Origin of the sequence: Plantactinospora endophytica, from assembly GCF_016862915.1 — a bacterium.
In the GTDB taxonomy this organism is placed as follows: domain Bacteria; phylum Actinomycetota; class Actinomycetes; order Mycobacteriales; family Micromonosporaceae; genus Plantactinospora; species Plantactinospora endophytica.
The window spans coordinates 106625-131344 of the sequence record NZ_BONW01000002.1 but is presented as its reverse complement, the minus strand read 5'-3'; the positions used below and the strand labels follow the sequence as shown (position 1 = coordinate 131344).

The 24720-nt window shown below is 71.1% G+C and carries 24 protein-coding genes and 1 pseudogene; 9 read left to right on the top strand and 16 right to left on the bottom strand.

What is annotated here, in order from left to right; genetic code table 11:
- Positions 1–49: 49 nt before the first annotated feature.
- A complete protein-coding gene (locus tag Pen02_RS03530) occupies positions 50–853 on the bottom strand; it encodes a hypothetical protein (protein WP_203864452.1) in 804 nt (267 codons plus the stop codon).
- Positions 854–921: 68 nt separating this feature from the next.
- Between Pen02_RS03530 and Pen02_RS03525 the strand changes: the two genes are divergently transcribed.
- Together Pen02_RS03525 and Pen02_RS03520 are read left to right on the top strand one after the other, a co-directional pair.
- Positions 922–2124 carry a DNA recombination protein RmuC gene (locus tag Pen02_RS03525; RefSeq protein ID WP_372445562.1) on the top strand — a complete coding sequence of 401 codons (1203 nt, stop codon included), beginning with the start codon at positions 922–924 and terminating at the stop codon, positions 2122–2124.
- Between the two features lie 194 nt (positions 2125–2318).
- The gene (locus tag Pen02_RS03520) at positions 2319–5597 is read left to right on the top strand and encodes a S8 family serine peptidase (RefSeq protein ID WP_203864450.1); all 3279 of its coding nucleotides are present in this window, start codon (positions 2319–2321) and stop codon (positions 5595–5597) included.
- Between the two features lie 141 nt (positions 5598–5738).
- Here the strand turns inward: Pen02_RS03520 and Pen02_RS03515 are convergent, their stop codons facing one another.
- The 3 genes from Pen02_RS03515 to Pen02_RS03505 form a co-directional block, all read right to left on the bottom strand.
- Positions 5739–6659, bottom strand: coding sequence for a phosphotransferase (locus Pen02_RS03515; RefSeq protein WP_239140009.1), 921 nt, complete (start codon positions 6657–6659; stop codon positions 5739–5741).
- A gap of 70 nt (positions 6660–6729) precedes the next feature.
- Positions 6730–6924 carry a DUF397 domain-containing protein gene (locus Pen02_RS03510; protein WP_203864449.1) on the bottom strand — a complete coding sequence of 65 codons (195 nt, stop codon included), beginning with the start codon at positions 6922–6924 and terminating at the stop codon, positions 6730–6732.
- A complete protein-coding gene (locus tag Pen02_RS03505) occupies positions 6915–7679 on the bottom strand; it encodes a helix-turn-helix domain-containing protein (RefSeq protein WP_203864448.1) in 765 nt (254 codons plus the stop codon). The genes Pen02_RS03510 and Pen02_RS03505 overlap by 10 nt, the downstream gene beginning before the upstream one ends.
- 564 nt (positions 7680–8243) lie before the next feature.
- Between Pen02_RS03505 and Pen02_RS03500 the strand changes: the two genes are divergently transcribed.
- Entirely contained in the window at positions 8244–8492 is a 249-nt protein-coding gene (locus Pen02_RS03500) for a flavin reductase (protein ID WP_203864447.1), read from the top strand.
- A 231-nt stretch (positions 8493–8723) separates the two neighbouring features.
- On the opposite strand, the gene Pen02_RS03495 is transcribed toward Pen02_RS03500, so the two are convergent.
- The 3 genes from Pen02_RS03495 to Pen02_RS03485 form a co-directional block, all read right to left on the bottom strand.
- Entirely contained in the window at positions 8724–9416 is a 693-nt protein-coding gene (locus Pen02_RS03495) for a DinB family protein (protein WP_203864446.1), read from the bottom strand.
- Positions 9417–9617: 201 nt separating this feature from the next.
- Complete coding sequence (locus Pen02_RS03490) at positions 9618–10058, bottom strand: hypothetical protein (protein WP_239140007.1); 441 nt, start codon at positions 10056–10058, stop codon at positions 9618–9620.
- Between the two features lie 97 nt (positions 10059–10155).
- Positions 10156–11184: a 4-hydroxy-3-methylbut-2-enyl diphosphate reductase gene (locus Pen02_RS03485; RefSeq protein WP_203864445.1), complete on the bottom strand. Its 1029-nt coding sequence runs from the start codon at positions 11182–11184 to the stop codon at positions 10156–10158.
- A 171-nt stretch (positions 11185–11355) separates the two neighbouring features.
- Here Pen02_RS03485 and xseA point away from each other — a divergent pair, with 171 nt between their 5' ends.
- Both xseA and Pen02_RS03475 read left to right on the top strand, forming a co-directional pair.
- Positions 11356–12600 carry an exodeoxyribonuclease VII large subunit gene (gene xseA, locus Pen02_RS03480; RefSeq protein WP_203864444.1) on the top strand — a complete coding sequence of 415 codons (1245 nt, stop codon included), beginning with the start codon at positions 11356–11358 and terminating at the stop codon, positions 12598–12600.
- A 62-nt stretch (positions 12601–12662) separates the two neighbouring features.
- Entirely contained in the window at positions 12663–12899 is a 237-nt protein-coding gene (locus Pen02_RS03475) for an exodeoxyribonuclease VII small subunit (RefSeq protein ID WP_203864443.1), read from the top strand.
- 122 nt (positions 12900–13021) lie between these two features.
- On the opposite strand, the gene Pen02_RS03470 is transcribed toward Pen02_RS03475, so the two are convergent.
- Together Pen02_RS03470 and Pen02_RS03465 are read right to left on the bottom strand one after the other, a co-directional pair.
- The gene (locus tag Pen02_RS03470; RefSeq protein ID WP_203864442.1) at positions 13022–13828 is read right to left on the bottom strand and encodes a hypothetical protein; all 807 of its coding nucleotides are present in this window, start codon (positions 13826–13828) and stop codon (positions 13022–13024) included.
- An 80-nt stretch (positions 13829–13908) separates the two neighbouring features.
- Positions 13909–14619, bottom strand: coding sequence for a DUF4245 domain-containing protein (locus tag Pen02_RS03465; RefSeq protein ID WP_239140005.1), 711 nt, complete (start codon positions 14617–14619; stop codon positions 13909–13911).
- 244 nt (positions 14620–14863) lie between these two features.
- Between Pen02_RS03465 and glpX the strand changes: the two genes are divergently transcribed.
- On the top strand, positions 14864–15895 hold the full coding sequence (gene glpX, locus Pen02_RS03460) for a class II fructose-bisphosphatase (RefSeq protein ID WP_203864441.1): 1032 nt from the start codon (positions 14864–14866) through the stop codon (positions 15893–15895).
- Positions 15896–15917: 22 nt separating this feature from the next.
- Here glpX and Pen02_RS03455 read toward each other — a convergent pair whose 3' ends face one another.
- Entirely contained in the window at positions 15918–16850 is a 933-nt protein-coding gene (locus Pen02_RS03455) for an NAD-dependent epimerase/dehydratase family protein (protein ID WP_203864440.1), read from the bottom strand.
- Between the two features lie 221 nt (positions 16851–17071).
- On the opposite strand from Pen02_RS03455, the pseudogene Pen02_RS03450 reads away from it, so the two are divergent.
- Positions 17072–17761: pseudogene (locus tag Pen02_RS03450) on the top strand (TetR/AcrR family transcriptional regulator); the annotation flags it as partial.
- A 155-nt stretch (positions 17762–17916) separates the two neighbouring features.
- On the opposite strand, the gene Pen02_RS03445 reads toward Pen02_RS03450, so the two are convergent.
- The 6 genes from Pen02_RS03445 to Pen02_RS03420 form a co-directional block, all read right to left on the bottom strand.
- The gene (locus Pen02_RS03445) at positions 17917–18885 is read right to left on the bottom strand and encodes an NAD(P)/FAD-dependent oxidoreductase (protein ID WP_203864438.1); all 969 of its coding nucleotides are present in this window, start codon (positions 18883–18885) and stop codon (positions 17917–17919) included.
- Positions 18886–19029: 144 nt separating this feature from the next.
- Positions 19030–19674, bottom strand: coding sequence for a rhomboid family intramembrane serine protease (locus Pen02_RS03440; protein WP_203864718.1), 645 nt, complete (start codon positions 19672–19674; stop codon positions 19030–19032).
- A gap of 117 nt (positions 19675–19791) precedes the next feature.
- The gene (locus tag Pen02_RS03435; protein ID WP_203864437.1) at positions 19792–20481 is read right to left on the bottom strand and encodes an aggregation-promoting factor C-terminal-like domain-containing protein; all 690 of its coding nucleotides are present in this window, start codon (positions 20479–20481) and stop codon (positions 19792–19794) included.
- Between the two features lie 295 nt (positions 20482–20776).
- The gene (phoH2, locus tag Pen02_RS03430) at positions 20777–22195 is read right to left on the bottom strand and encodes an RNA 5'-3' helicase PhoH2 (protein ID WP_203864436.1); all 1419 of its coding nucleotides are present in this window, start codon (positions 22193–22195) and stop codon (positions 20777–20779) included.
- Positions 22196–22555: 360 nt separating this feature from the next.
- Positions 22556–22888 carry a hypothetical protein gene (locus tag Pen02_RS03425; RefSeq protein ID WP_203864435.1) on the bottom strand — a complete coding sequence of 111 codons (333 nt, stop codon included), beginning with the start codon at positions 22886–22888 and terminating at the stop codon, positions 22556–22558.
- A gap of 196 nt (positions 22889–23084) precedes the next feature.
- Positions 23085–23459: a hypothetical protein gene (locus Pen02_RS03420; protein WP_203864434.1), complete on the bottom strand. Its 375-nt coding sequence runs from the start codon at positions 23457–23459 to the stop codon at positions 23085–23087.
- Between the two features lie 261 nt (positions 23460–23720).
- Between Pen02_RS03420 and Pen02_RS03415 the strand changes: the two genes are divergently transcribed.
- Positions 23721–24161, top strand: a complete 441-nt coding sequence (locus Pen02_RS03415; RefSeq protein ID WP_203864433.1) for a helix-turn-helix domain-containing protein — start codon at positions 23721–23723, stop codon at positions 24159–24161.
- Between the two features lie 159 nt (positions 24162–24320).
- A complete protein-coding gene (locus Pen02_RS03410) occupies positions 24321–24692 on the top strand; it encodes a hypothetical protein (protein ID WP_203864432.1) in 372 nt (123 codons plus the stop codon).
- Positions 24693–24720: the final 28 nt, after the last annotated feature.

Below are 24720 nucleotides of genomic sequence, written 5' to 3'. Positions count from 1 at the left end.
ACGGTTAGCCCGACGCCGGCACGGCGACCCGGACATTCACGCCCGGGAGCTAGAAATCTCCGCCGCCGCCGAAGTCCCCGCCGCCGAAGTCGCCACCACCGAACCCACCGCCGCCGAAGTCTCCACCGCCAAAATCGCCACCGCCGACGTCACCGCCGCCGACGTCACCGGCTCCGCCCGCGTCGCCGTAGTCCGCGCCGTCCGCGAAGCCCTCCTGGTAGCCGGCGTCGTAGCCGTACCCGGGGTCGGCGAAGGCGGGTGAGAAGAGCGCGTCGGCGATCAACATCCCGCCCAGCACCCCGGCACCGGCGGCCAGGCCGGTCTTCCACCACGGGGTCGAGTACCAGCCGGCCGGCACCGGCCGACCCTGCATCCGCCCGCCCGGGTAGTAGTACGGCGTCGCCGACCCCGGGTTCGGCCCGGCCCGGAACGTCTCGCCCTGGACCTGCACCTCCCTCGGCACGGTGATCGCCCCGGTCCCCCGGGCGGCGGCCAGCGGCGGCAGCTCGGGGCCCGGGTCGATGCCGAGCGCCGTCCGGGCCGCCCGGACGTACGCCAGCCCTTCCAGGGCGGTTTCCCGGGCCAGCGCGTACTGCCGGGCGCTGCGGGCCTGTTCGAGCTGGCTACCGGCCGCGTTGTACCGCTCACCGGCGTCGGCCAGCGCCTGCCGGACCGCCGGCTCGTCGCCGTGCAGGTTCATCAACTGCCCGCCCAGCCGCTCGTACCAGCGGCCGGCCTCGGCCCGGGCGTCGGCGAGTTCCCGGGCCTGCCGGGCCGCGCTCTCCCGGCGCCACCAGAGCAGTCCGCCGCCGACCAGCACCACCAGCAGGAGGAACCAGATCACCTCACCCATCACCCCACGGTACCCACGCCCGGCGAGTAACCGCGCAGGTCGAGCGGGCGCCTGGCATGCTCTGTGACGTGAACCTCTCGACCGTGGCCGTGGTGATCGTCTGCCTCGTCGCGGGCGGGACGGTCGGCTGGCTCGCCGCGACCGCGCGGTCGACGGCCGAGATCGCCCGGCTGGACGCGACCCTGCGGGCGACCCGGGAGGGCGAGGGCCGGCTGGAGCAGTCGCTGCGGGCGCTCTCCTACGAGGCGACCGCCCAGTCGCAGGAGGCGGTGGCCCGGGCGGTGGCGCCGCTGCACGAGACGCTGCGCCGGTACGAGCAGCGGGTGGCCGAGCTGGAACGCGACCGGGTCGACGCGTACGCCGAGCTGCGTGAGCAGGTCCGCGCGATGACCTCGGTCTCCGGCGAGCTGCGTACCGAGACGAAGCAGTTGGTCGCCGCGCTGCGGGCACCACAGGTGCGGGGGCGCTGGGGCGAGCACCAGCTCCGCCGGGTCGTCGAGGCGGCCGGGATGTTGGAGCACTGCGACTTCGCCGAGCAGGTGACCGCCGCCACCGACCAGCAGGTGGTCCGCCCCGACCTGGTGGTACGCCTGCACGGTGGCCGGTCGGTGGTGGTGGACGCGAAGGCGCCGTTCGAGGCGTACCTGACGGCGATGGAGGCGCGCGACGAGCAGGGGCGGGACCGGCACCTGGACGCGCACGCCCGGCACCTGCGGGCACACGTCGACGCGTTGGCCGCCAAGTCCTACTGGGCCGCCTTCGACCAGTCCCCCGAGTTCGTGGTGCTGTTCGTACCCGCCGACCCGTTCCTCGACGTGGCGCTGCAACGCGACCCGACGCTGCTGGAGCACGCGTTCGCCCGGGACATCGTGCTGGCCACCCCGGCGACCCTGGTGGCGCTGCTGCGTACGGTCGCCTACTCGTGGCGGCAGGAGGCGCTGGCCCGCAACGCGGTGGCGGTGCACACGCTGGCCCGCGAGCTGTACGGCCGGCTCGGCACCCTCGGCGAGCACGTGTCGAAACTCGGCGGTGCGCTGGGTGGCGCGGTGACCGCGTACAACCGGGCGGTGGGCTCGCTGGAGGCCCGGGTGCTGGTCAGTGCGCGCAGGCTCGCCGAGTTGGGGGTGGCCGGGGACGACCTGCCGGTGCCGGCACAGGTGGAGACCGCGCCGCGCCAGCCGCAGGCGCCCGAGTTGGTCGATCCACCGACGGCGGTACCGTTCGGAACGTCCCGCCCGAGCCCGCTTCCGCCGTCCCGATCGGACGTCTGATGCCGTCCCGATCGGATGCCTGATCAGGTAGTTATCGGCGCCGATCCACCCGAACCGCACGGGGTTCGGTCCACTCAGGTCACGGGCTGGTCACAACGCACATGGCGATAGTGACAGCGGTGCGCGCGGCAGCCGAGGATTCCGGTCACGTGTGCCCTGCGTTCCAGGGCCTGTTCTCCCGGAGGACATGAAACGTGAGTAGATCCCGTACGTGGCGCCGACGGACCTCTGCCGGGGTACTCGCCTCGGTCGTGGCCCTGAGCGGCCTGACCCTGGCCAGCGGTGCCACCCCGGCGAGCGCCGATCCGACCGCCGCGCCCGATACCCTGAAGTCCGATCCCACCGACACTCTCGGTCCCCGTGACGTCGAGTTGCTCGCCGAGGCGAAGTCCCGCAAAGAGTCCCGGGTGACGCTGCTCATCGCGGCCGACAAGGGCAAGTCGGGCAGCGTCGTCACCGGGCTGCGCAAGCTCGGCGGCACCATCGCCAAGCGCGCCGACGAGGTCGGTTACCTGCGCGCCAGCGTACCCACCTCGGCCGTGCAGGCCGCCGCGTCGCTGCCCGGCGTCGCCGCCGTCGACCTGGACGACAAGGTGAAGCTGCCGGAGCCGGAGCCGACCCCGACGCCGGCCGGCGCGCAGGCGCAGGCGCGGGCGAAGGCGGCGGCGGCCGGGCCCGGCGCCGACACCCCGGCCGACAACCCGTACATGCCGACCGCCGAGATCGGCGCGGTGGACTTCAAGGCCGCGCACCCGACCTGGGACGGCCAGGGCGTCACGATCGGCATCATGGACACCGGGGTCGACCTCGACCACCCGGCGCTACAGACCACCTCCACGGGTGAACGGAAGGTCGTCGACTGGTTCACCGCCACCGACCCGATCTTCGACGGCGACGCGACCTGGCGGATCATGCGTGACCAGGTGACCGGCCCGACCTTCAGCTACGCGGGTGCCACCTGGACCGCGCCGGCCGGCACGTACCGGATCAACCGGTTCTCCGAATCGATCACCGCCGGCAGCGCGCCGGGCGGCGACGTCAACCGGGACGGCGACACCACCGACGCGTACGGCATCCTCTACGACCCGGTGACCAACGACATCCGGGTCGACGCCAACCTGAACCGGAACTTCACCGACGACCCGGTGATGCGCCCGTACGGCCAGCGGTACGACGTGGGCCACTTCGGCACCGACAGGGCGGAGACCGCCGTACGCGACCAGACGCCGTTCGTGGTCGAGTTCCGCGAGGACGTCGACACCACCCCGGCCGGCCTGCCCGGGGCGTACGACTTCGTCAACATCGGCATCGTCGAGGACCCGCACGGCTCGCACGTCGCCGGCATCACCGCCGCGAACGACATGCTCGGCAACGCCAACTTCGACGGCGGCGCACCCGGCGCGAAGCTGGTCTCCGGCCGGGCCTGCTCGTGGGGCGGCGGCTGCACCTTCGCCGCGCTCACCGATGGCATCGTCGACATGGTGGTCAACCGGGACGTCGACGTCGTCAACATCTCGATCGGCGGCCTCGGGCCGATGAACGACGGCAGTGACCTGCGCGCCGAGCTGTACCACCGGATCGTCAACGAACTCGGCGTGCAGCTCGTCTTCTCGGCCGGCAACTCCGGCCCCGGCATCAACACGATCGGCGACCCGTCCACGGTCACCGACATCGTCAGCGTCGCCGCCGGGATCAGCCAGGAGACCTACCTGGCCAACTACGGCTCGGAGACCCGCACGCCGTACCAGTTGCTCTACTTCTCGTCGCGCGGTCCACGCGAGGACGGCGGATTCAAGCCGAACATCACCGCTCCCGGGTCGGCGATCTCCACCACCCCGCTCTGGCAGCCGGGCAGCCCGGTCGCCGAGGCGGGCTACCCGCTGCCGCCGGGGTACCAGATGATCAACGGCACCTCGATGTCCGCGCCGCAGGTGACCGGCGGCATCGCGCTGCTGCTCTCGGCCGCGAAGGCGAACCGCAAGCTGGTCACCACCGCCGCACTGCGCCGGGCGATCTACTCGTCGGCGTCCTGGATCGACGGGGTACCGGCGCACGGCCAGGGCAACGGGCAGCTCGACGTACCGGGCGCCTGGCAGTTGCTGGCCGGAGCCGCGCTGGAGACCCGGGGGTACACGGTCGACGCGCCGGTCTGCACGCCGCTGGCGGACAAGCTGGCCACCCCGTACCGGGGCACCGGCGTCTACAACCGGTGCGCCGCCGACTCCGGCGGGCAGAAGCCGGGCGTGGCGAAGACCTACAAGGTGAAGGTGACCCGGAACAGCGGTCCGAAGGGGACCGTCCGGCACGACCTGCGGCTGGTCGGCAACACCGGCAACGTCTTCGGCAACGTGCCGGCCCACCTGGACCTGCCGCTGGGCAAGACGGTGACGTTCAGCCTCACGGCGACGGCGGGCGTCGGGGCACACAGCGCGATCGTCGAGGTCGACGACCCGGCGACCCCGGCGGTCGACTTCGAGATCATGAACGTGGTCACCGTCGCCGAGGTGCCGAAGAAGAAGAACTTCTCCTTCTCGGCCGGCGGCAACGTGGACCGCAACCTGTTCAAGACGTACTTCGTCACCGTGCCGGAGGGCGCGGGGTCGTTGCAGGTCAACCTGACCGGCGTCGCCCCCGGCTCGCAGACCCGGTTCATCGCGATCAACCCGTGGGGCGTACCGGTGGACCCGACCGCCAGCACGGCCTGCTTCACCAACTTCTCCGACGCCGCCGTCTGCAAGCCGGAGGAGCGGTCGTACGACAACCCGATCCCGGGTGTCTGGGAGATCGAGGTCGAGTCGCGGCGTACGTCTCCGCTGCTCGGCAACCCGTACCAGATCCAGGCGCGGGTGCAGGGCATCCAGATCAGCCCGGACGAGACCGAGCTGCTCAGTGTGGAGGCCGGGGAACCCACTCCGGTCACCTGGGACCTGACCAACGACTTCGGTCCGGTCGTCGTCACCGGTCAGGGCGGGCCGCTCGGCAGCACGCTGGAGGCCCGGCCGACCATCGGTCACCACGAGGTGCTGTCCTACGAGGTGGTGGTCCCGGCCGGGGCCAGCCAGCTCGACGTGGCGATCGGCAACACCAGCGACCCCGGCGCCGACCTCGACCTGTACGTCTACAAGGACGGCGTGCGGGTCGCCTACGACGCCGACGGTGACTCGGAGGAGTCCGTGTCGGTGGCCAACCCGGCAGCGGGCACCTACGTGATCGAGGTCGAGGGCTACTCGGTGCCGGCCGGCACCACCGAACTCGACTACCGGGACGCGTTCTACTCGCCGGCCCTCGGCAACCTTTCGGCACCGGCCAGCTACGACTCGCTGGCGTACCAGGAGTCGACCAGCATCACCGGTTCGGTGACCGCGCTGGCGGTTCCGGCCGCCGGCCGGCAGCTCTCCGGCGAGCTGCGGGTCGTCACCGTCGAGGGTGCCGTGGTGGCCAACGCCGTGGTGAAGGTCGACGCGGTGAACTGACCGCACTGACCCGCTGAACCCGAACGGGGTCCGTCCCAGCCTGGGACGGACCCCGTTTCGTCGTCTGGAGAGCCTGCCGATCGCGCCGGCCGTTCTCAGTATCCGCCCGTACGCCACGACCGACACGCTAGGACTCTGATGTCAGGCATCAGCCCGGCGGAGGCGTTCGGCTGCCTGTGCCCGCAGCACATCGCCGCCCGCCGGACTGCCACCGCACAGTGCCATCTCCCAGGCGTTGTACGCGGCCATCCACAAGCTGGCCGCCCATGCGATCTCCAGCTCCACAGCCGTGAACATGCGCCCTCGAATGTCCTGATAGGCCACCAGAAACGCCTCCGAGCTTTCGATCGGCGCCAGCGTGGGCGGCCCGGCACTGGCGAACGACCCGCTCGCCGCTCCTACCAGCGCGGCCTCCGGCTGCCACGCCAGGCTGTCCCAGTCGTGCACCGCCCACACCTGGCGACCCCGCCACCGCAGGTTCTGCGCCTCGAAGTCGGCGTGGCCGAGCACGCACGGCAAGCCGGCGGCCAGCAGCCGCTTCCGGGCCCGCTCAGCCGTCTGGACAATGTGCTCGGGCACGACACTCTGGTCCCGGCTCGCGAGAGAGTCGATCGCCGGCCACACCCCGGAATCGGTGTGGTCCCAACGCACCCAGGGCGGATTCGGCAGCGGCGGTGCGACGGTCACGCCGGCAAGTTCGGCCATCAGCCGGGTGAACACCTCCGCGCAGCGCACGGCTATGTCCGGGGAGTCACCGTGCAACACCTCGCCGCCGGGCCGGAATTCCTCGGCGTGCACAGCCAGCGCACCGACACCGAGCACCGGCGTGAGCGGCCGGGCACACGGAAACCCGCGCTCGGCCAGCCGGGACTGCGCCGTGACACACGACGCGGCCCGGCCGTCGTCGGCGCGCGCCTTGACCACGACGTCGCTGCCATCGGCCAACCGCAGACCGAACACCGTCGAGACCTGTTGCGACCGGAACAGCACGCCCGCGGGCTCGCCGCCCAGATGGTCAAGACACCATGCCGGTAACCAGTCCGGCAGCTCGTCCAACGGCACAGTGCGAACTGTGCCACAGACACCGAAGGCACCGGCGGCGAGATCGTCTACTGGACGATCACGTCGGGTGCTAGGCGCGCCGGCCGACCTTGTCGATGAAGGCGTGCCAGGCGGTCGACCCGAAGCGCAGCGCCGGTCCCTGCGGGTCCTTGCTGTCCCGCACCAGAACTCGGCCGGGAAGGTTGTCGGCCACCTCTACACACTCACCGCCCTGCCCGCTGCTCCGGGAGGACTTCCGCCAGCGCGGCACGTCGATCAGCCCCATGACTCCGCCGCCTCCATGATCAATTCGAGGGATGGTCGTGCGGGTAAAGCGTACTCGCGGATGGCCTCCCAGACCTCTTCGAGCGCCGCCACCCGGTCCGGGTCCTCGATCACTCGGCCATCCAGCGGATCGTCCAGGAAGCCGACGTTGCGACCGTCGACAGTGGCAAGCGCCAGCGGCCCGTTGAGACCGGGATACGCCCCCGCCGACGCCGGCACCACGGTGACGCTGACGTTCGGCAGGGCGCACGCCTGCACGATCGCGTGCAACTGGTCGGCCATCACCTTCGGGCTGCCCACGGGGCGGCGCAACACCGCCTCGTCGACCACTGCGAAGAGCCGGCACGGCTGGTCGTCCCGGCGCAGGATCTCGGCTCGGGCGAGCCGGCTCGCCACCGCGCCGTCCAAGTCCGGGACGCGCGTTCCGGCGTCGCGGAGAAGTGCCCGCGCGTACTCCTCGGTCTGAAGCAGCCCGGGGACCACGGTCGGCTGGAAGCTCCGGATCATGGTGGCGCGCTGCTCGAACTCCAGCCAAGGCCTGATGAAGACCAACTCGCCAGAGAACGCCCGCGCCTCGGCGGCCGACTCCTGGAACATCTCACCCGAGTCGAACACCGCATCGAGATCTCGGGCCGTGTCGTGCTTCGGGATTAGTCGATTGGTCTCGAACTTGGCGATGAGCGAGGTCGACACGTTAAGTCGCTCGGCAAGTTGATCCTGAGTCATTTTTGATCTGGAACGGGCGAACTTGAGCATTCTTCCGAGCCCGCCATTGTGATGCGACATTCCCCGCCCTTCCCGGCGCACTATCGGGTCCGTCATTTTCGCTGCCGACTGGTTATCTTCCGCCTCTCAGGGACCGAAGTCCAAGGTGGAATTCAGGCAACATCGCCCGGTTCCCCGTGCAACAGCCCTCCGATGCCGGGCGGTGATGCCGACGGGGGCAGTGCCAGGTCGGAGCCGGGCGCTGCCCCCGTTCACATCCAGCCGACGGGAGGCAGCAATGAGGTTCAGATCCGGTCGCAGGGCGAAGCCTTACCACCGCCGGGACTGGCGCCGATTCTGGCGGTACTGCCGGTGCGGGTGGCGCTGGCGTTGCCCGGATTCCGTCGAACTCGTCCCGATGCCCTACCAGCCGCCACCTGTGCCGCCGCTACCAGGCAGAGCCCTGCGAGCCCGGGACCGGATGCGCAACCACCGGTTGGCGTGGGACACCCGATCCGGGTTCCATCCGGCGCTGTCCAACAGTCGCACAGGCACCCTTCGTCTGGCCGGAAAGAGCCACGCCGGGCAGGGCGAGCAGGTCGGCCGGAGATGGGCGTGATCGGGCCGCAGGAGCGGTGGCACCGGCACGTACCGGCACATCCGTCGTACCGTTGTCGCGCCTGCGGCGTCCCCTGGCCGTGTCAGCACGCGCGGCTGGCGCTGGTGACCGCGTTCAGGGGGGACCGGGTCGGTCTGATGGTGTACCTCGGTGCCCAGCTCGCCCGCGCACTGCGCGAGCTGCCCGACGTCCATCCCGCGCTGCTCGCGGGCCAGATCCTCTACTGGGTACCCCGGCGCCGCTGACCGGCCCGACGAGACCCCCGGCACCGCATCCGCACCTGGTGATCGACACCTCAGTCAGCGATCCACACAAGGGCGCGCACCTGATTCAGGAGCGCCTTGAGGAAACGCGCCCGAGTTCTCGATCCAGCCAGCGGCGTCCACGCCACAGAATCCCACGACCCAACGATGGCTTAGCGACATGCCGTCGGCCGGAGAGGCAGCGCCGCCGTGACGCGTGACGAGGGCCGGTTTTCAGTCCTGCGCCTCAAGGTCACGCAGCGCGAAGCGCAGGTGCTCCCACTCCTCGTCGAGGATCACGTGAAGGCAGCGCAGGACGGAAACATGGTGTTCAGGTGACCATGCGCTCGGCCGCGACTCGGCAAGAAGATCCGGCGTGACGGTCGCCAGGAAATCCCGGACCATGGCCTGCCGGTCGGCACGCACCTGGAGTACCTCGGCGAAGGTCGGCTTCTCCGTGGCGAGGATCGACATGTCGTAGCCATCCGTCTCGTACTCGACGTGCGGCTGACCGAGCGGGTGGAAGGGCTGTGGCAGGCGCAGGATCGCCTTGCCGAGCCATGCATCGGTGGCGAACGCGAGGTGGCGCAGCGTCTGTGCGAACGACCACTCGCCGTCGATCGAAACGTCAACGGCGCCCTCGGGCATGGCGAGGGCTCGGGTAACCAGGACTGCCCAGGCTTGTTCGAGCGCTGTCCAGGCCGTACGCAGGCCGTCAGGGTCCCTGGCCTGCCTCAGCTCGCGCCCCGGGAGGCGCCGGTTGAGTTCAGCCTCGACGAGCGGCACGACGTCGACGCCGTTGACCAGGAGTGCACCGTCGGCCAGCCAGGGCGCGTCGATATCCAGCCCGCGCACATCGACGCCGCGCATCACCGCGCCGGCCAGCGTCGACCTGTTGAACCGCGCACCCCGCAGGTCCTTGTCCACAAAGGTTGTAACGCTGTCCTGGACCATGGCGCCCTCACACCCCTTCAACAGTGACGGCGATGCTAACGCTCGGGTCTGACCGCGTAAGTAGCCCCGACCAGTCCGAAGGGGGCGCGTACCGACGCAGGGCGGGCGATCGGGCGGCCAACCCGCCGCCCGCGCAGCCTGAGCCAACACCCGCGAACGTGCGTGGTCACCGCACTAGCTCCGGGTGGCGCTCTGCACCTGGAACGGGGTGCCCTGCTGACAGGTGGTCATCAGGTCGGCGCGTACCTGGCCGACGACCGTCACCCGGGCACCGGCGGTGAGCACGTCCCGGGGACCGCCGACCAGCAGGTAACCGTCCAGCAGCAGGCAGTTGGCCTCGACCCCGGCCTGGACCGTCCCGCTCAGCGTGGTCGTCCCGCTCGGTGCCGCCCCGCCGCGCGGCGGCTTGGTCGGGACGGCCGGATCCGTCGCCGGACCGCCGGGAGTCGTCGGGGCGGGGCCGGACGGAGCGGCCGAGGTCGGGTCGGGCGAGGGCGACTGCGTCACCGGACTTCCTTCCGATGCGTTCGGCGGCGGCGTCGAGCCGGAGTCCGCACAGGCGCCGAGGGCCAGCCCGAGCGCCAGCACGGCGCCGACCATCCACCGCATCGTCATGACAGGTTCGACGTGTACGCCGCCCCGCCCGTTCCGCGTCCCGCGCGCTGACCCTTTCCGCGTCCCGGGCTGGTCGGCGCCGGCACCCGTACCCCGGTCAGCCGTTCGCGCCGCTCGCCGCGAGCGCGTCCGCCTGCTCTGCCGCCGCCTTGGCCGCGGCCTTCATGTCGCGCCGAAGTTCCTGCGGCAGGGAGAAGGTCAGCCGCTCGTCGGCCGTGGTCACCTCGGACACGTCGGCGAAGCCGCGTGCGGCGAGGTGGTCGAGCACCTCCATGACCAGGTCGTCGGGGACGCTCGCGCCGGAGGTCAGGCCGACGGTGGTGGCGCCGGCCAGCCACTCGTCGGAGATCTCGGAGGCGTAGTCGACCAGGTAGCCGGCGCGGGCACCCGCGTCCACCGCCACCTCGACCAGCCGGACCGAGTTCGACGAGTTGCGGGAGCCGACCACGATCACCACGTCACACTCGGCGGCGATCTCCTTTACCACGTGCTGGCGGTTCTGGGTGGCGTAGCAGATGTCGTCGCTCGGCGGCGACTGGAGCAGCGGCAGCCGGCGCTTGAGCCGGGCGACGGTCTCCATGGTCTCGTCCACCGACAGGGTCGTCTGGGAGAGCCAGACCACCTTCTCCGGGTCCCGTACGGTCACCTTGTCGGCGTCGTCCGGGCCGTCCACGAGCTGGATGTGCGCGGGCGCCTCACCTGAGGTGCCGATCACCTCTTCGTGCCCCTCGTGACCGATGAGCAGAATGTCGTAATCGTCCGCCGCGAACCGGCGGGCCTCGTGGTGCACCTTGGTGACCAGCGGGCAGGTCGCGTCGATCGCCTTCAACGAGCGGGACTTCGCCTGCTCGTAGACCTCCGGCGCCACGCCGTGCGCGGAGAAGATCACTGTCGAGCCCTCCGGCACCTCCTCGTTCTCCTCCACGAAGATGGCACCCTGCCGCTCCAGCGTGGAGACGACATGCTTGTTGTGCACGATCTGCTTGCGGACGTAGATCGGCGCCCCGTAGAGCTTGAGGGCCTCTTCCACGGTCTGCACGGCGCGGTCGACGCCGGCACAGTAGCCGCGGGGCTTGGCCAACAGGACACGCTTACCGGTCTGAGGTGTCGCCTGAGCCTCGGTCACCCGCCCAGTCTACGTTCCGCCCGTCGTACCGCCTGCCCGCCAGTTCCGCCACCCGGTCCGGGGCAGGACAGGGAGCGGGCCGGCCGAGGGCGGACTGACAGGTACCGGTGCCGGGTCGGGCGCCCGGACCGGCGGCGCCGGGGCGGTCGGCGACGGTCGTAGGCTGACCGGATGACCGAGGCCGGCATCCCGCGCAGTACCCCCGAAGAGCCGTGGCCGGTCCGGGTGGTCAGCCAGAAACTGAGCGCCTGGATCGGCAAGCTTGGCTGGGTCTGGGTGGACGGCCAGGTGGCCCAGCTCAGCCGGCGCCCCGGTGCGGCAACCGTCTTCCTGACCCTGCGCGACCCGTCGGCCGACCTCAGCCTCACCGTCACCACCAACCGGGACGTACTCGACGCCGGTGCGCCGGAACTGGCCGAGGGGGCCAGGGTGCTGCTGCACGCCAAACCCGAGTTCTATGCCGCCCGGGGGACGTTGAGCCTGCGCGCCGACGAGATCCGGCAGGTCGGGCTGGGCGAACTGCTGGCCCGGCTGGAGAAGCTGAAGAAGCTGCTCGCCGCCGAAGGGCTCTTCGACCGGTCCCGCAAACGCCGGCCACCCTTCCTGCCCGGCCGGATCGGGTTGATCACCGGTCGGGCCTCGGCCGCCGAACGGGACGTGTTGACCAACGCCCGGCGGCGCTGGCCGGCCGTACAGTTCCGGACCGTCAACGTGGCGGTGCAGGGGCCGACCGCCGTACCGCAGATCGTCGACGCGCTCAAGGTGCTGGACGCCGACCCGAGCATCGAGGTGATCGTGCTGGCCCGGGGCGGGGGCGGGGTCGAGGACCTGCTCCCCTTCTCCGACGAGGCGCTGTGCCGGGCGGTCTTCGGCTGCCGTACCCCGGTGGTCAGCGCGATCGGCCACGAAACCGACACCCCACTGGTCGACTACGTCGCCGACCTGCGCGCCTCCACCCCGACCGACGCCGCCAAGCGGATCGTGCCGGACCTGGGCGAGGAGACCCGACTGATCCGGCTGGCCCGGGACCGGCTCGACCGGGCGATGATCGGACTCGTCGACCGGGAGACGCACCGGCTCGACGCGTGGCGCTCCCGGCCCTCGCTCGCCCGTCCGGAGGTACTCCTCGACCAGCGGGCCGCCGACGTGACGGCACTGCGGGACCGGGCCGTCCGGTGCGTGGAACACCGGCTCGGCACCGCGACCGGTGAACTGCGGCACACCGTGGCCCGGCTCCGGGCGCTCTCCCCGGCCGCCACCCTGCACCGTGGGTACGCGATCGTGCAGCGCGCCGACGGCCACGTCGTACGGGCACCCGACGACGTCACGGCCGGCGACCCGCTGCGGGTACGCCTCGCCGAGGGCGAACTGGGCGCTGTCGTCGAAGGCGAACTGGGCGCGGTCGTCGAGCCGTAGCCGTCGCCGGGGGTGTGTGCGCGGGTCGGCGGCCGGCGGCGGTGTGCTGAGATGGGACCACCATGACTGATAAGGCAGAACGCGTGAGCGGTCCGGGCGACGGGCTCAGTTACGAGCAGGCCCGGGCCGAGCTGGCCTCGGTGGTCGAACGGCTGGAGGCCGGCGGCACCTCGCTGGAGGAGTCGCTGGCGCTCTGGGAGCGGGGCGAGCGGCTGGCCGAGATCTGCCAGGGTTGGCTCGACGGTGCCCGGCAACGGATCGACACCGTCCGGCAGGCCCGGGAAACCGCCCAGAACTGACCCGTCCCCGCCACCGCGTCTGCCCGGAACCGGTACGTGCCGCACCCCCGGGCTGACGCGGCTGTCGCATCGAGCCGACGGGCCGGGTGGAGTGGCCGGAGCCATCCACCCGACCCGGGTACTCACTTGTTGAACAGGTCGTACGTCTCCGGCGACGCCTCCACCACCTCGGCTGCCGGCGGCGCCTTGGCCGGGCTCGCCGCGCCGTAGTCGGAGTAGCCGACGGTCAACTCCTGCGCCTTGCCGCCGCCGACCGCCGGCAGCTTGATGGTCATCGCGGTGAGCCGGCCCTGCCCGTCGAGCGTGGCCTCGAACGGCAGCTTGGCCGCCTCGGCGCCGAGCAGCTTGACCGCGTCCTCGTCGACCATGCCGGCGCCGGTCGCCTTGGTCAGGTCGATCGTCCCGGTGTACGCGCCCTCGCCGGTCTTCTGCACGTCGACGATGGCCTTGGTCAGCGCCTCGCTGCCGGCCGGGTCGACGTCCTTGAAGTCGAAGCCCAGGCCACGGCTCCCCGTGATCTTGGACTGGTCGAGGTGCTGGTACTTGCCGGAGTTCAGCTTCTCCAGCCCCGGTACGCCCTCGGCGCCGGTGATCGTCAGCTTCACCCAGCTTTCCGGCTCGATGTAGACGATCTGCATGTCCATCGAGAACTCGCCGTCACCGGCCTTCATGTTCATCTGGGCGCTTTTGCTCGGCAGGTGCACAAAGCCCGCACCGTCCAGGTCCGCACCCTTCATGGTGAACTTGAAGTTACCCTTGGTGATCTCCTTGGTCGACGCGAGCAGCGCCTCCTTGGCGTCCGTCGGAACCGCTCCCGCGTCGGTACCGGACGTGCCCGGCTCGGTGCCCGCGCCCGCGCAGCCCGTCAGAGCCGGCACGAACAGGGCCGCCGCAGCGAGCGTGGCAACGCCCCACCGTCGGAATGTCACGGTCGTTCCTCCCCAGAGTGTGCCCGGTGAGCGTGTGCCCACCGTGATACGCAGACACGCAGCGTACCGGCGGGCGACAACTACCGCAGGGAAGCGACCATCTGCTGAAGCTCACTCTCCGGTGCCTGGCCGACCACCAGTACGGTCCGACCGGGCTCCACCAGCACCAGAGCCGACTCGTCCGGGCGGGCCGTGTAGCGCTGCCAACTGCGCCCGCCCACCTCGACCGTGCCTCCCAGTGGCCGCCCGTCGCGGGTCAGCTCGCTGCGCAGCAGCCCGTCGGCGGGCAGACTGCTCTGCACCATCTGCACACCCCCGCCGTCCGGGGCGATGTACCCGATTCGCAGGGTCGCCCCGCCGGCCTCCCGCCGGAACTCGGCCAGCACGGTCCGCCAGCCGTCGCCCAGGCCGGTCGGCTCGCTGACCGGGAAGGCGTTCGCGGCCCTGGCCTCCTGCAACACCGGCGCCGGGTCGATTACCACCGGCTGGTCGGCACCGAGGAAGACCCGGGCGAAGCCGATCACGAGGGCGATCGGGACCAGCAGCACCAGCAGCGAGATCACGATGTCCTTGGTCGACCGCTGCGACCGCATCGCGGCCGGCACCACCTGCTCGTCGCCGGCCCCAGCACCCTCGGGCGGGGCGGCGACGGCCGTCGCGGGCTGGGCCGGAAGCGGGGCGGCGGCGATCCCGGGCTCGGCCGGAAGCGCCGCAGGCTCGGCCGGAAGCGTCCCTGGCTGAGCCGGGGGCTGGTCGTCCGGCGTACGGTCGGCGGGCTGGGCGGAGTTCACCTCTCTATCTTGACAGCCCCGCCGGTGGACGCTCGCCAGCGGCAGCGCCGCCCGTCGGCCCGGTCACCCGTCGAGCGGCGGGCCGGGACGTGGACCCGGACAGCCGACCGGTTACCGGGATCCGGACCACCCGCCCCCCGAACCGGCGTTAAGTTGACCAGCGTGTCAGGATTCCTGACAAGGCCGGCGGCGGCGCGCCACGCCTGTGCCGGGCCACCCCGCAGTGCCGCGAGGAGGAGCCGACATGACCAACACCAGGACCCGGGTACCGCAGAATCTGGACCGTAACCTGGCCCTCGACCTCGTCCGGGTGACCGAGGCGGCGGCGATGGCCGCCGGCCGATGGGTCGGCCGGGGCGACAAGGAGGGCGGCGACGGCGCGGCCGTCGACGCGATGCGCAAGCTGATCAACTCGATCCCGATGCGCGGCGTCGTGGTGATCGGCGAGGGCGAGAAGGACAACGCCCCGATGCTGTTCAACGGCGAGCAGGTCGGCGACGGCAGCGGGCCGGAGGTCGACGTCGCGGTGGACCCGATCGACGGGACCACGCTGATGAGCAAGGGGATGCCGAACGCCCTGGCAGTGCTGGCGGTGGCCGAGCGCGGCGCCATGTTCGACCCGAGCGCCGTCTTCTACATGGAGAAGCTGGCGGTCGGCCCGGTCTACGCGGACGTCGTCGACATCAACGCCGGGGTGGCGGAGAACCTGCGTCGGATCGCCAAGGTCAAGGGCTCGGAGGTCTCCGACGTCACGGTCTGCGTACTCGACCGGCCCCGGCACAGGGAGCTGGTGCAGCAGATCCGCCGGGCCGGCGCCGGCATCGCGTTCATCTCCGACGGCGACATCGCCGGGGCCATCGCCGCCGCCCGGGGCGAGTCCGGCGTCGACGTGCTGATGGGGATCGGCGGTACCCCGGAGGGCATCACCGCCGCCTGCGCGCTGAAGTGCATGGGCGGGGCGATGCAGGCCAAGCTCTGGCCGCGTGACGACGAGGAGCGGGAGAAGGCGCTGGCCGCCGGGCACGACCTCGATCGGGTACTCGGCACCGACGACCTGGTGACCGGCGACAACGCCTTCTTCGTGGCCACCGGGATCACCTCCGGCGACCTGCTACGCGGGGTGCGCTACCGGGCCGGTGGGGCGTACACCCAGTCGATCGTGATGCGGTCCAAGAGCGGGACGATCCGGGTGATCGACTCGTACCACCGGCTGGAGAAGCTGGCACTCTATTCGGCGGTCGACTTCGACGGCCGGCCGCTGGCCGAGCAGGAGTAGCCGGCCCGCTCGTGGCCTGCGTTCAGCGGGGCGCCGCCGGGGCTGCGAGCCCGGCGGTCTCCCGCAGCGCGGTGTCCAGCCCGGTGGGCTCGATGCCGAAGGTCGCGGTGGCCGCGGACGAGTCCAGCACGAACGGCCGACGGAACTGGTACGCCGTCTCCCGCAGCTCACGCACCGTCGGGTCGAAGACCCCGCCGAGCCAGAGCAGCGCGGGCGGCATCGTGCCGAGCCGGGGCGCCGGGGCGCCGGCCAGTTCGGCCAGCCGGGCGGCGAGCGCCCGGATCGACACCGGCGGCTGACTGGGTACGTGCCACGGCCGTCCCCAGGCCCGCTCGTCCGCCGCAACGGCGACCAGGGTACGGGCCACGTCGCCGACGTACGTCCAACTGTGCGGGGCGTCCAGGTCGGCCGGCACGTACGCCGGCCTGCCGGCCAGCACCTTCGGCACCACCAGTCGGGTGACCAGGGTCTGTGCGCCCGCGCCGAGGTAGTCGGAGCCGCGTACCTCGGTGACCCGAACCCGCCCCGCCTCGTGCGCGGCCAACGCGTCCTGCCACATCCGGGCCCTGACCTCGCCCTTGTGCCCGTACGGGCGCAGCGGCGCGGCCTCGGTGATCGGCCCGAGGACGGGGCCGTACCCGTAGAGGTTGCCGGTGGTGGCCAGCACGGCCTCGGTGCGCTCCGCCACGGCCAGCAGCGCGGCGGCGATCGGCGGCCAGTCGGTCGGCCAGCGGTGGTAGGGCGGGTTGACGCAGTTGTAGAGCGCCACCGCGCCCTCCGCCAGCCCGGCCAGCCGCTCCTGGTTACCGGCATCGGCGCCGATCCGCTCGATCCCGGGATGCTCCGGCCCGGCACCTCGCCGACTGACCAGTCGGACCCGCTCACCTCGCTCGGCGAGCAGCCGGGCGAGCCCTTGCCCGACAGGTCCCGCGCCGACGACCACCTGGAGTGCCATCCGCCCACCCTTCAGATCAACTCTCCGAACCGAGAGCACCGCTCTCGCCATGCCTTCCCACCTTGCGCGACGAACAGCACCGGCGTCAAGAGCACAGCTCCGTATTCTGAGCACTGCTCACGCTCTGAGAGCAGTGCTCACGTCGGCCACCGGCGCGTCGGACCGTTTCCGTGCCGGAACGGTCGCTCTCGGCCGGGTTCCGGGTGTGGCAGGGTGACGGCATGTCCGCACCATCCATTCGGGCCCGGGTCCGCGCAGAGATCATCGAGGAGATCAAGGCGGTCGCCCGGCGGCATCTCGAAACGGAGGGCGGCAACCTCTCGCTCCGGGCCGTCGCCCGGGATCTCGGCATGGTCTCGTCAGCCATCTACCGGTACTTCCCCAGCCGGGACGCGCTGCTCACCGCGCTGATCATCGAGGCGTACCAGGCGCTCGGCGACGCCGCCGAGGCCGGGGACGCGGCGGTCGCCCGGGACGACCTGCGCGGTCGGTGGCTGGGGGTGAGCCATGCCGTACGGGCCTGGTCCCTGGCACACCCCGCCGAGTACGCCCTGCTCTACGGCAGCCCGGTACCCGGTTACGCCGCACCGTCCGAGACGGTCGTACCTGCCCAGCGGGTGGTCTTCGCGCTGGCCGAGATCATGGTCGACGGGGCCGCCGCCGGCCGACTCGCCCCGCCCGAGGCCACCCCCGTGCCACCCCGGGTACGCGTCGACCTGGCCCGACTGCTGGCACCGCGCCCCGGCGCGCTCACCGAGGACCAACTCGTCCGGTGCATGGCCGCCTGGAGTCAGCTCTTCGGCCTGGTCAGCTTCGAGGTGTTCGGCCGGCTCGCCCAGGGCGTGGTCGAGGACAGCGAGGCGTACTTCGACCACCAGATGCGGCTGACCGCCGACCTCGCCGGCCTACCCGCCGAGCCGGGCCACGCCGACGGGCGCGACGAGGCCGACGAGCCGAGCCACTCCGAAGAGCCCGACGAGCCGGGACGCCCCGACGAGCGCGACGAGCTGCGCGGCCGGGACGACGACGAGCCGGGCCACGCTGCGGCACCGGCCGGCGGGTCGGGTCAGCCGGCGTCGGAGGAGTGACCGGGGAAGAGGTGTGCGGCCGGGTTGATCACCACGGCGGCGTTGTTCACCGCCGTCGCGGCCTCGCCGAAGCCGGTGGCGATCAGCCGGACCTTGCCCGGGTATTCGGTGATGTCCCCGGCGGAGAAGACCCGGGGCAGGTTGGTCACCATCGTGCTGTCGACCAGGATGTGCCGCTTGTCGAGGGCCAGCCCCCATTCGGTCAGTGGACCGAGGTCGGCGGTGAAGCCCAGTGCGGCGACCACGGTGTCGACCGGGATGGTCTCGGTCTCGCCGCCCTTGACCGCGATGTCGGCCCCGGTCACCGTCGTGTCGCCGTGCAGCGCCGTCACCTCGGCGTTGACCACGATCCGGACCGGCAGGTCGCGTACCCGGTCGACGGTGGCGGCGTGCGCCCGGAACTTCTCCCGGCGGTGTACCAGGGTCACCGACCGGGCCAGTGGTTGCAGCGCCAGCGCCCAGTCGAACGCCGAGTCGCCGCCGCCGACGATCAACACGTCCTGCCCGGCGAGATCCGCCAGGTGCGGTACGAAGAAGACGATGCCGCTGCCGACGAAGTTCTCGGCGGCCGGCAGCGGGCGGGGCGTGAAGCTGCCCAGCCCGGCGGTGACGATGATGGCCCCGCAGCGCAGGATGTCGCCGTTGGCGAGACTGAGCACCGGCCGCCCGTCCAGGTAGGACAGCTTTTCCGCGCGTACCCCGAGCAGGTATTCCGGACCGAAGGCGTCGGCCTGGGTGACCAGGTTGGCGACCAGGTCGCGACCCTTGATCGCCGGGAACCCGGCGACGTCGTAGATCATCTTCTCCGGGTACATCGCGGTGACCTGTCCGCCCGGCTCGGGAAGCACGTCGACCACCGCGACCGACAGCCCCCGGAAGCCGGCGTAGTACGCCGCGAAGAGCCCGGTGGGGCCGGCCCCGATTATGGCGACATCGACCTCACGCATGTGCTCACCGTCGCTCTCCGACTACGCACTGATCAACAGCTGTGCTGATCCGACCGTAGGCGGACAACAGGCATCGAAGCAATAGCCGTCCCACCGGCGGGTGTACTGGTCAGCGGCAACGCGTCGCCCCGGCCAGCCTCACAGTCAGGGCAGCGTCATCGTCGACTCCGACCGGTACGGGTCGTCGTCGCGGGGCCGGCGCCGCCGGAAGACCACCGCGGCCACCAACCCGCCGAGCAGTCCGAACAGGTGCCCCTGCCAGGAGACCGGCTCGTCGGTGGGCAGCACCCCGAGCAACTGCCAGCCGTAGAGCAGGCCGACCAGCAGCACCACGCCGAGGTTCCACCAGCTCCGCTCGACGATCCCGCGCATGAAGAGCAGGCCGAGGTAGCCGAAGACCACACCGCTGGCGCCGACCACGATCGACTGGGGCGACCCGGTGATCCACACCCCGAGCCCGCTGACGAACATGATCAGGAGGGTGGAGTAGAGGAACCGCCGCGCCCCGGTGGCGAGTACGAAGGTGCCGAGCAGGATCAGCGGCACGCTGTTGCTGTAGAGGTGGTCGAAGCCGTGGTGCAGGAACGGCCCGAAGAAGATGCCGTCGAGCCCGGCGATGCTCCGGGGCATGATCCCGGCGGCGGTGTCGAATCCGGCGTTCAGCCAGACGTCGAGCGCCTCGATCACGAAGAGGACGGGCACCACGGCACACATCGCCACGAAGGCCCGGCCGAGTGCGGCGTAGAAGGCTTCGGTGCCGAACCGGTTGGGGTCGTTGCCGTGGGACATCGGGTCGAACGTCACCCTCATGTTGCTATCAGCTTCCCGCCCCGATTGCCACCGGACGCGGAAGCGGGGGCTCGGACCAGTCGGTCCGGCCCCCGCTCCAAGGTCGTGCGCGGGTAACTAGTACCAGCCGACGTCCTGGGAGTGCGCCCATGCGTCACAGGGCGTGCCGTAGCGGCCCTTGATGTAGCCCAGTCCCCACTCGATCTGGGTCGCCGGGCTGGTCTTCCAGTCGCTGCCGGCCGAGGCCATCTTGGTGCCGGGCAGCGCCTGCGGGATGCCGTACGCCCCGGAGGACCTGTTCTCGGCCTTGTGGTTCCAGCCGCTCTCCTTGTTCCAGAGCTTGTCCAGGCAGGGCATCTCGGCGAGTTTGAAACCCTCTTCGAGCAGCAGGGCACAGCCGATCTTGCGGTTACCGCTGTATTCGTTGCACGAGGCGGGGATCGGCCCGGTGTACGGCTTCGTCGCCGTCTCCGCCTCCTCCTTCTCCTGCTTCTCGCGTTCGCGCTTGCGGCTCGCGGCCTGGTCCGCCTTCTTGGCCCGGTCCGCCGCCGCCTTGGCGACCTCGGCCGCCTTCCGGGCGGCCTCCGCCTCGGCGGCCCGCTGGTCCACCGTGGCCAGGATGTGCGCCGCGTGCCGCTCACGGAGCAGGTCCCACTCGGCCTGCTGCGCGTCGAACGCCGACTCGGCCTCGATGCTGTGTTGCTGGGCTTCCCGGTCCTCGCCGAGGTAGTAACCGCCGCCGACGCCCCCCAGAAGCAGGGCCATGGCGACACCCCGGACACCGAACCGGCTCCACAGCCGACTCACAGAGTGGTCCTCTCGTCGGGATCAGGGTCGCGGCGCAGGCGGACCGGAAGGCCCGCTGGTCACGCCGCGAGCGCCCCGACCCCGGTGGGCCGCGACCCCGACCGACCGCTGTCCGTCGGTGCCTCCGCCGCCGGGGGAAGCTGATCTCCAGCTATCCCCCGGGGGCGTGGACGCTCGAAAGACACCATTGCGCAAGGTGAGGCTTCTGGGAAATGAGTGGCAGAATTTGTGAACTGAGTCACGCAATTATTCGCCCTAAACTAGGGCAAATAGGCCACTACCCAGCGTCCGCCGGCTACAACGGGATGTCCTCGAGCAGATCCGTGACCACCTCTGCGATCGGTGACCGCTCGGACCGCGTAAGCGTCACGTGAGCGAAAATCGGGTGCCCCTTCAGCGCCTCGATCACCGCCGTCACCCCGTCGTGCCGGCCGACCCGCAGGTTGTCCCGCTGGGCGACGTCGTGGGTGAGCACCACCCGGGAACCCTGGCCCACCCGGGACAGGACGGTGAGCAGCACCCCACGTTCCAGCGACTGGGCCTCGTCCACGATGACGAAGGCGTCGTGCAGGCTCCGCCCCCGGATGTGGGTCAGCGGCAGCACCTCCAACATCCCCCGGGACAGCACCTCGTCCATCACGTTCTCGTGCACCACCGCGCCGAGGGTGTCGAAGACCGCCTGGGCCCAGGGCGACATCTTCTCCGCCTCCGAGCCCGGCAGGTAGCCGAGTTCCTGGCCACCGACGGCGTACAGCGGGCGGAAGACGATGACCTTCTTGTGCCGCCGCCGCTCCATCACCGCCTCCAGGCCGGCGCAGAGCGCCAGCGCGGACTTGCCGGTACCGGCCCGGCCGCCGAGCGAGACGATGCCGATCGACTCGTCCAGCAGCAGTTCGAGGGCGACCCGCTGCTCCGCCGAGCGGCCACGCAGGCCGAACGCCTCCCGGTCACCGCGAACCAGCCGTACGGTCTTGTCCGGCAGCACCCGGCCCAGCGCGGAGCCGCGCGGCGAGTGCAGCACCAGGCCGGTGTGCGTGGGCAGCCCGGCGGCGTCGTCCAGGTCCAGCGCCGCGCCGTCGTAGAGCTGGTTGACCTGCTCCTCGCCCAACTCCAGCTCGGCCATGCCGGTCCAGGTCGGATCGCTGGCCTGGCCGTGCCGGTACTCGTCGGCGGTCAGCCCGACCGAGGCCGCCTTCACCCGCAGCGGCATGTCCTTGCTGACCAGGGTGACCGACCGGCCCTCGGCGGCCAGGTTGAGCGCCACCGACAGGATCCGGGTGTCGTTGGACTCGGTACGGAACCCCGGCGGCAACACCCCGTCGTCGGCGTGGTTCAGCTCCACCCGCAGCGTGCCGCCCGAGTCGTTCGCCGGCACCGGCTGGTCCAGCCGGCCGTGCCTGACCCGCAGCTCGTCGAGCATCCGCAGCGACTGCCGGGCGAACCAGCCCAGTTCCGGATGGTGGCGCTTACCCTCCAGCTCCGAGATCACCACGAGTGGCACCACCACCTCGTGCTCGGCGAACCGGTGGAAGGCACCGGGGTCGGAGAGCAGTACCGAGGTGTCCAGGACGTACGCCCGGCACTCTGGTGCGGGCTCCGCACTGGCGGCCGGCTCGGACGTCCGGGTACGGCGTCCGCTCCGGGCGCGGCCCGGGGTCTTGGTGGCGGCCGGGCTCTGGTCGTCGGCCCGAGGGGTGGTACGGCGAGTCGTCACAGGCCTGCTCCGGCGGGTGTGCACCCGTCCACCCGCGTTCCGCCTCGTCCGGTGCCCGGAGACACGGGGTCGGATGCGGGCCCCGTGGCACGTGCAGTCGCAGAGTCCGGGCCGGCCGGCTGGCCCGGGATGACCCCGTGCCATGCCTAGAAGCTAACCGGAAAATGCCAGCTTGGGCTAGGGGACCGAGCTGTGCGACTTCGCACGGCGCTCGGCGGACCGGCCGGGATGCATGCCCCCTGCGCGCATCCCGGCCGGTGGGATCACCGTCACCGGTCTGACGTGATCCCGACGGTGCGGGTCCTTTCGGAACCTGCGCACCGCGCTCGCGGGTGACCGCTCACCCCACCGCGCCGCCGGTCAGGCATTCCTGCCGGCGAGGGCGTCGGTGGAGTGCCGTCCGCCGTTGGTCGCGGTCCCCGCGAAAGAGGCGCCCGTATACGTCGTTCCCTGACCTACGACGGTGTGGGCGATGTGCGGTGCAGTGGGTGATGGCACCGCCAACACCGAGGCGATGGCCGCCTGCGCCTCCCTACGCCGACGGTTCCAGGCGCCCCGGTCCCCGTCGAAGTACCCCTGCCGGTAACCGAAGCGGTAGCCGAGCCGGTAGCTGAGCTGCCCGTGCAGCCGGCCAGCGGCGTAGCTCGCCGAGGCGAGCAGGAGCAGGAGGAAGACCACGAAGAAGGGGCTCACCGGGTCTCCTCGCTCCGTCCGCCGACGCCATCACGGGTACGCGGCCCGAGCCGGCCGGTTCGCTCGCATCTCTCGCTCACGCAATCTCCTCGCTCCGCTCGTCGTTGTCCTGACTCCATGCACACCCACCGGTCCGCCCCGTTCGCCCGGTCACGTCCCCTTCCGGGCGGTCACGTCTCCCCCGTCCCCCGGGCGGTCACGTCTCCTCCGGCTCGACGGTGGTGGGGTCCGGGGCGGTCGGGTCCAGCGCGGTCGGGTCGGTGACGAGCAGCCGGTCGAGATCCTCGGTGCTCACCTCCTCGACCAGTTCCACACTGATCCGGCAGCCGTCCAGCACGACCTCGGCGACCGAGGCCCGCCGGATCTCGCCGCCGGCGTCGTACACCCGGACGCTCAGCTCGGGACAGCCGAGGTGGGTGCGCCACGAGTTCCACTCGGCGCGGTCGCCGACGTTCAGCGAGAGGTACCGGCAGCCGCGCGCCAGGTAGAGCCGCCACGGCGCGCTGAGACCGGCGGCGACGCCATCGGCGATCAGACCGAACGCCTGGGCCCGGGTTGCTAGTTCGGTCACCGGACTCCTCCAGTCGACGGTGTCCTCTCGCGAGCACGAAACGTCTCATGCACGCGACATACGGTAGGACGTCACGTACGCGTGACAGTATCAGCTTTTCGTCTGATTACCCCCACACCTACGTACACCTATTGTTGCCACGTGATACCCCTCGACACAAGCAAGAGCACCGCGCGGCGGAAAAGTGAGCCGTTGTCACGCACGCAGTACAGGTTGACCGCAGTCCCCCCGGAACCGGGCGGCTGGCCGTACCGTCACCGGGTGCCGGACCGCGCCCACGGACGGAAGATCGCGTTCGCTGCCTTCGTACGCAAGGCACTCGACGACGCCCGCGCGACCCGCGCCTGGACCGGCACCGAGGTCTCCCGGCGGACCGGCGTCTCCCGCCAGACCATCAACCGTTGGGTACGCGGCGAGTGGGCCAGTGATCCGGAGGCCGAGCGGGTGGTGGCGTTCTGCGAGGGGCTGGGACTCGACCCGACCGTCGCCTTCGGAGTGCTCGGCTGGGACCGGGCCACACCGTCCCGGCCGGCTCCCAGCGCCCCGCCGATGGATCCCGACGTCGAGGCACTGCTGCGCCGGCTGGTCGACCCTAACGTCTCGGACGCGGAGAAGTTCCACATTCGAGAGACGATCCGTTATCTGGCGTATCGTCCGACCCTGCCGCTCGACGTCCGGAAAGGGCGAAAGCAAGCCGGGTAGTTACTCAGATGGCGCAACTTCGCGCATGAGTCGCATTGAATCAGCTCCAGGAATCAATCAGTCGCGCTAACGTCGCTCTTCGTACTGCTTGGGCTCGTCGTCGGCGGGGGGACGGGACAAGGCCGAATTCAGCCCTGCGGGACAGAAGGAGGGTCAGCCATGACCCTGAAGTGGATGGCTGTCGTTGTCGCGGCGGTGTCCCTGACCCTGTGCGTGACCGCGAACGTCGTGGTCGGCACGGCGCACGGCGGCGACCCGGTGCCGTTCCTGGTGAACGTGCTCGCCATCACCGCCACCGGCACCGCGATCGTGCTGGCCGTCGTCGCCGATCTGCACGAGCGGCTCAACGCACGGATCACCGCACTCACCGAGTTCCTGATCGCCCGACTGAACGAACTCGACCACAACACCGGCGACCACAACACCGGCTTCGTCGAGGGCTACCTGCTCAGTCGCCACCAGGACCCGGCGGTGGTGCCGATCGGGCCCCGACTGCACGGCCGCCGCGCCATGCTCGGCGGAGACGACTGAGGTCACCCGGGGCGACGAGGAAGATCGC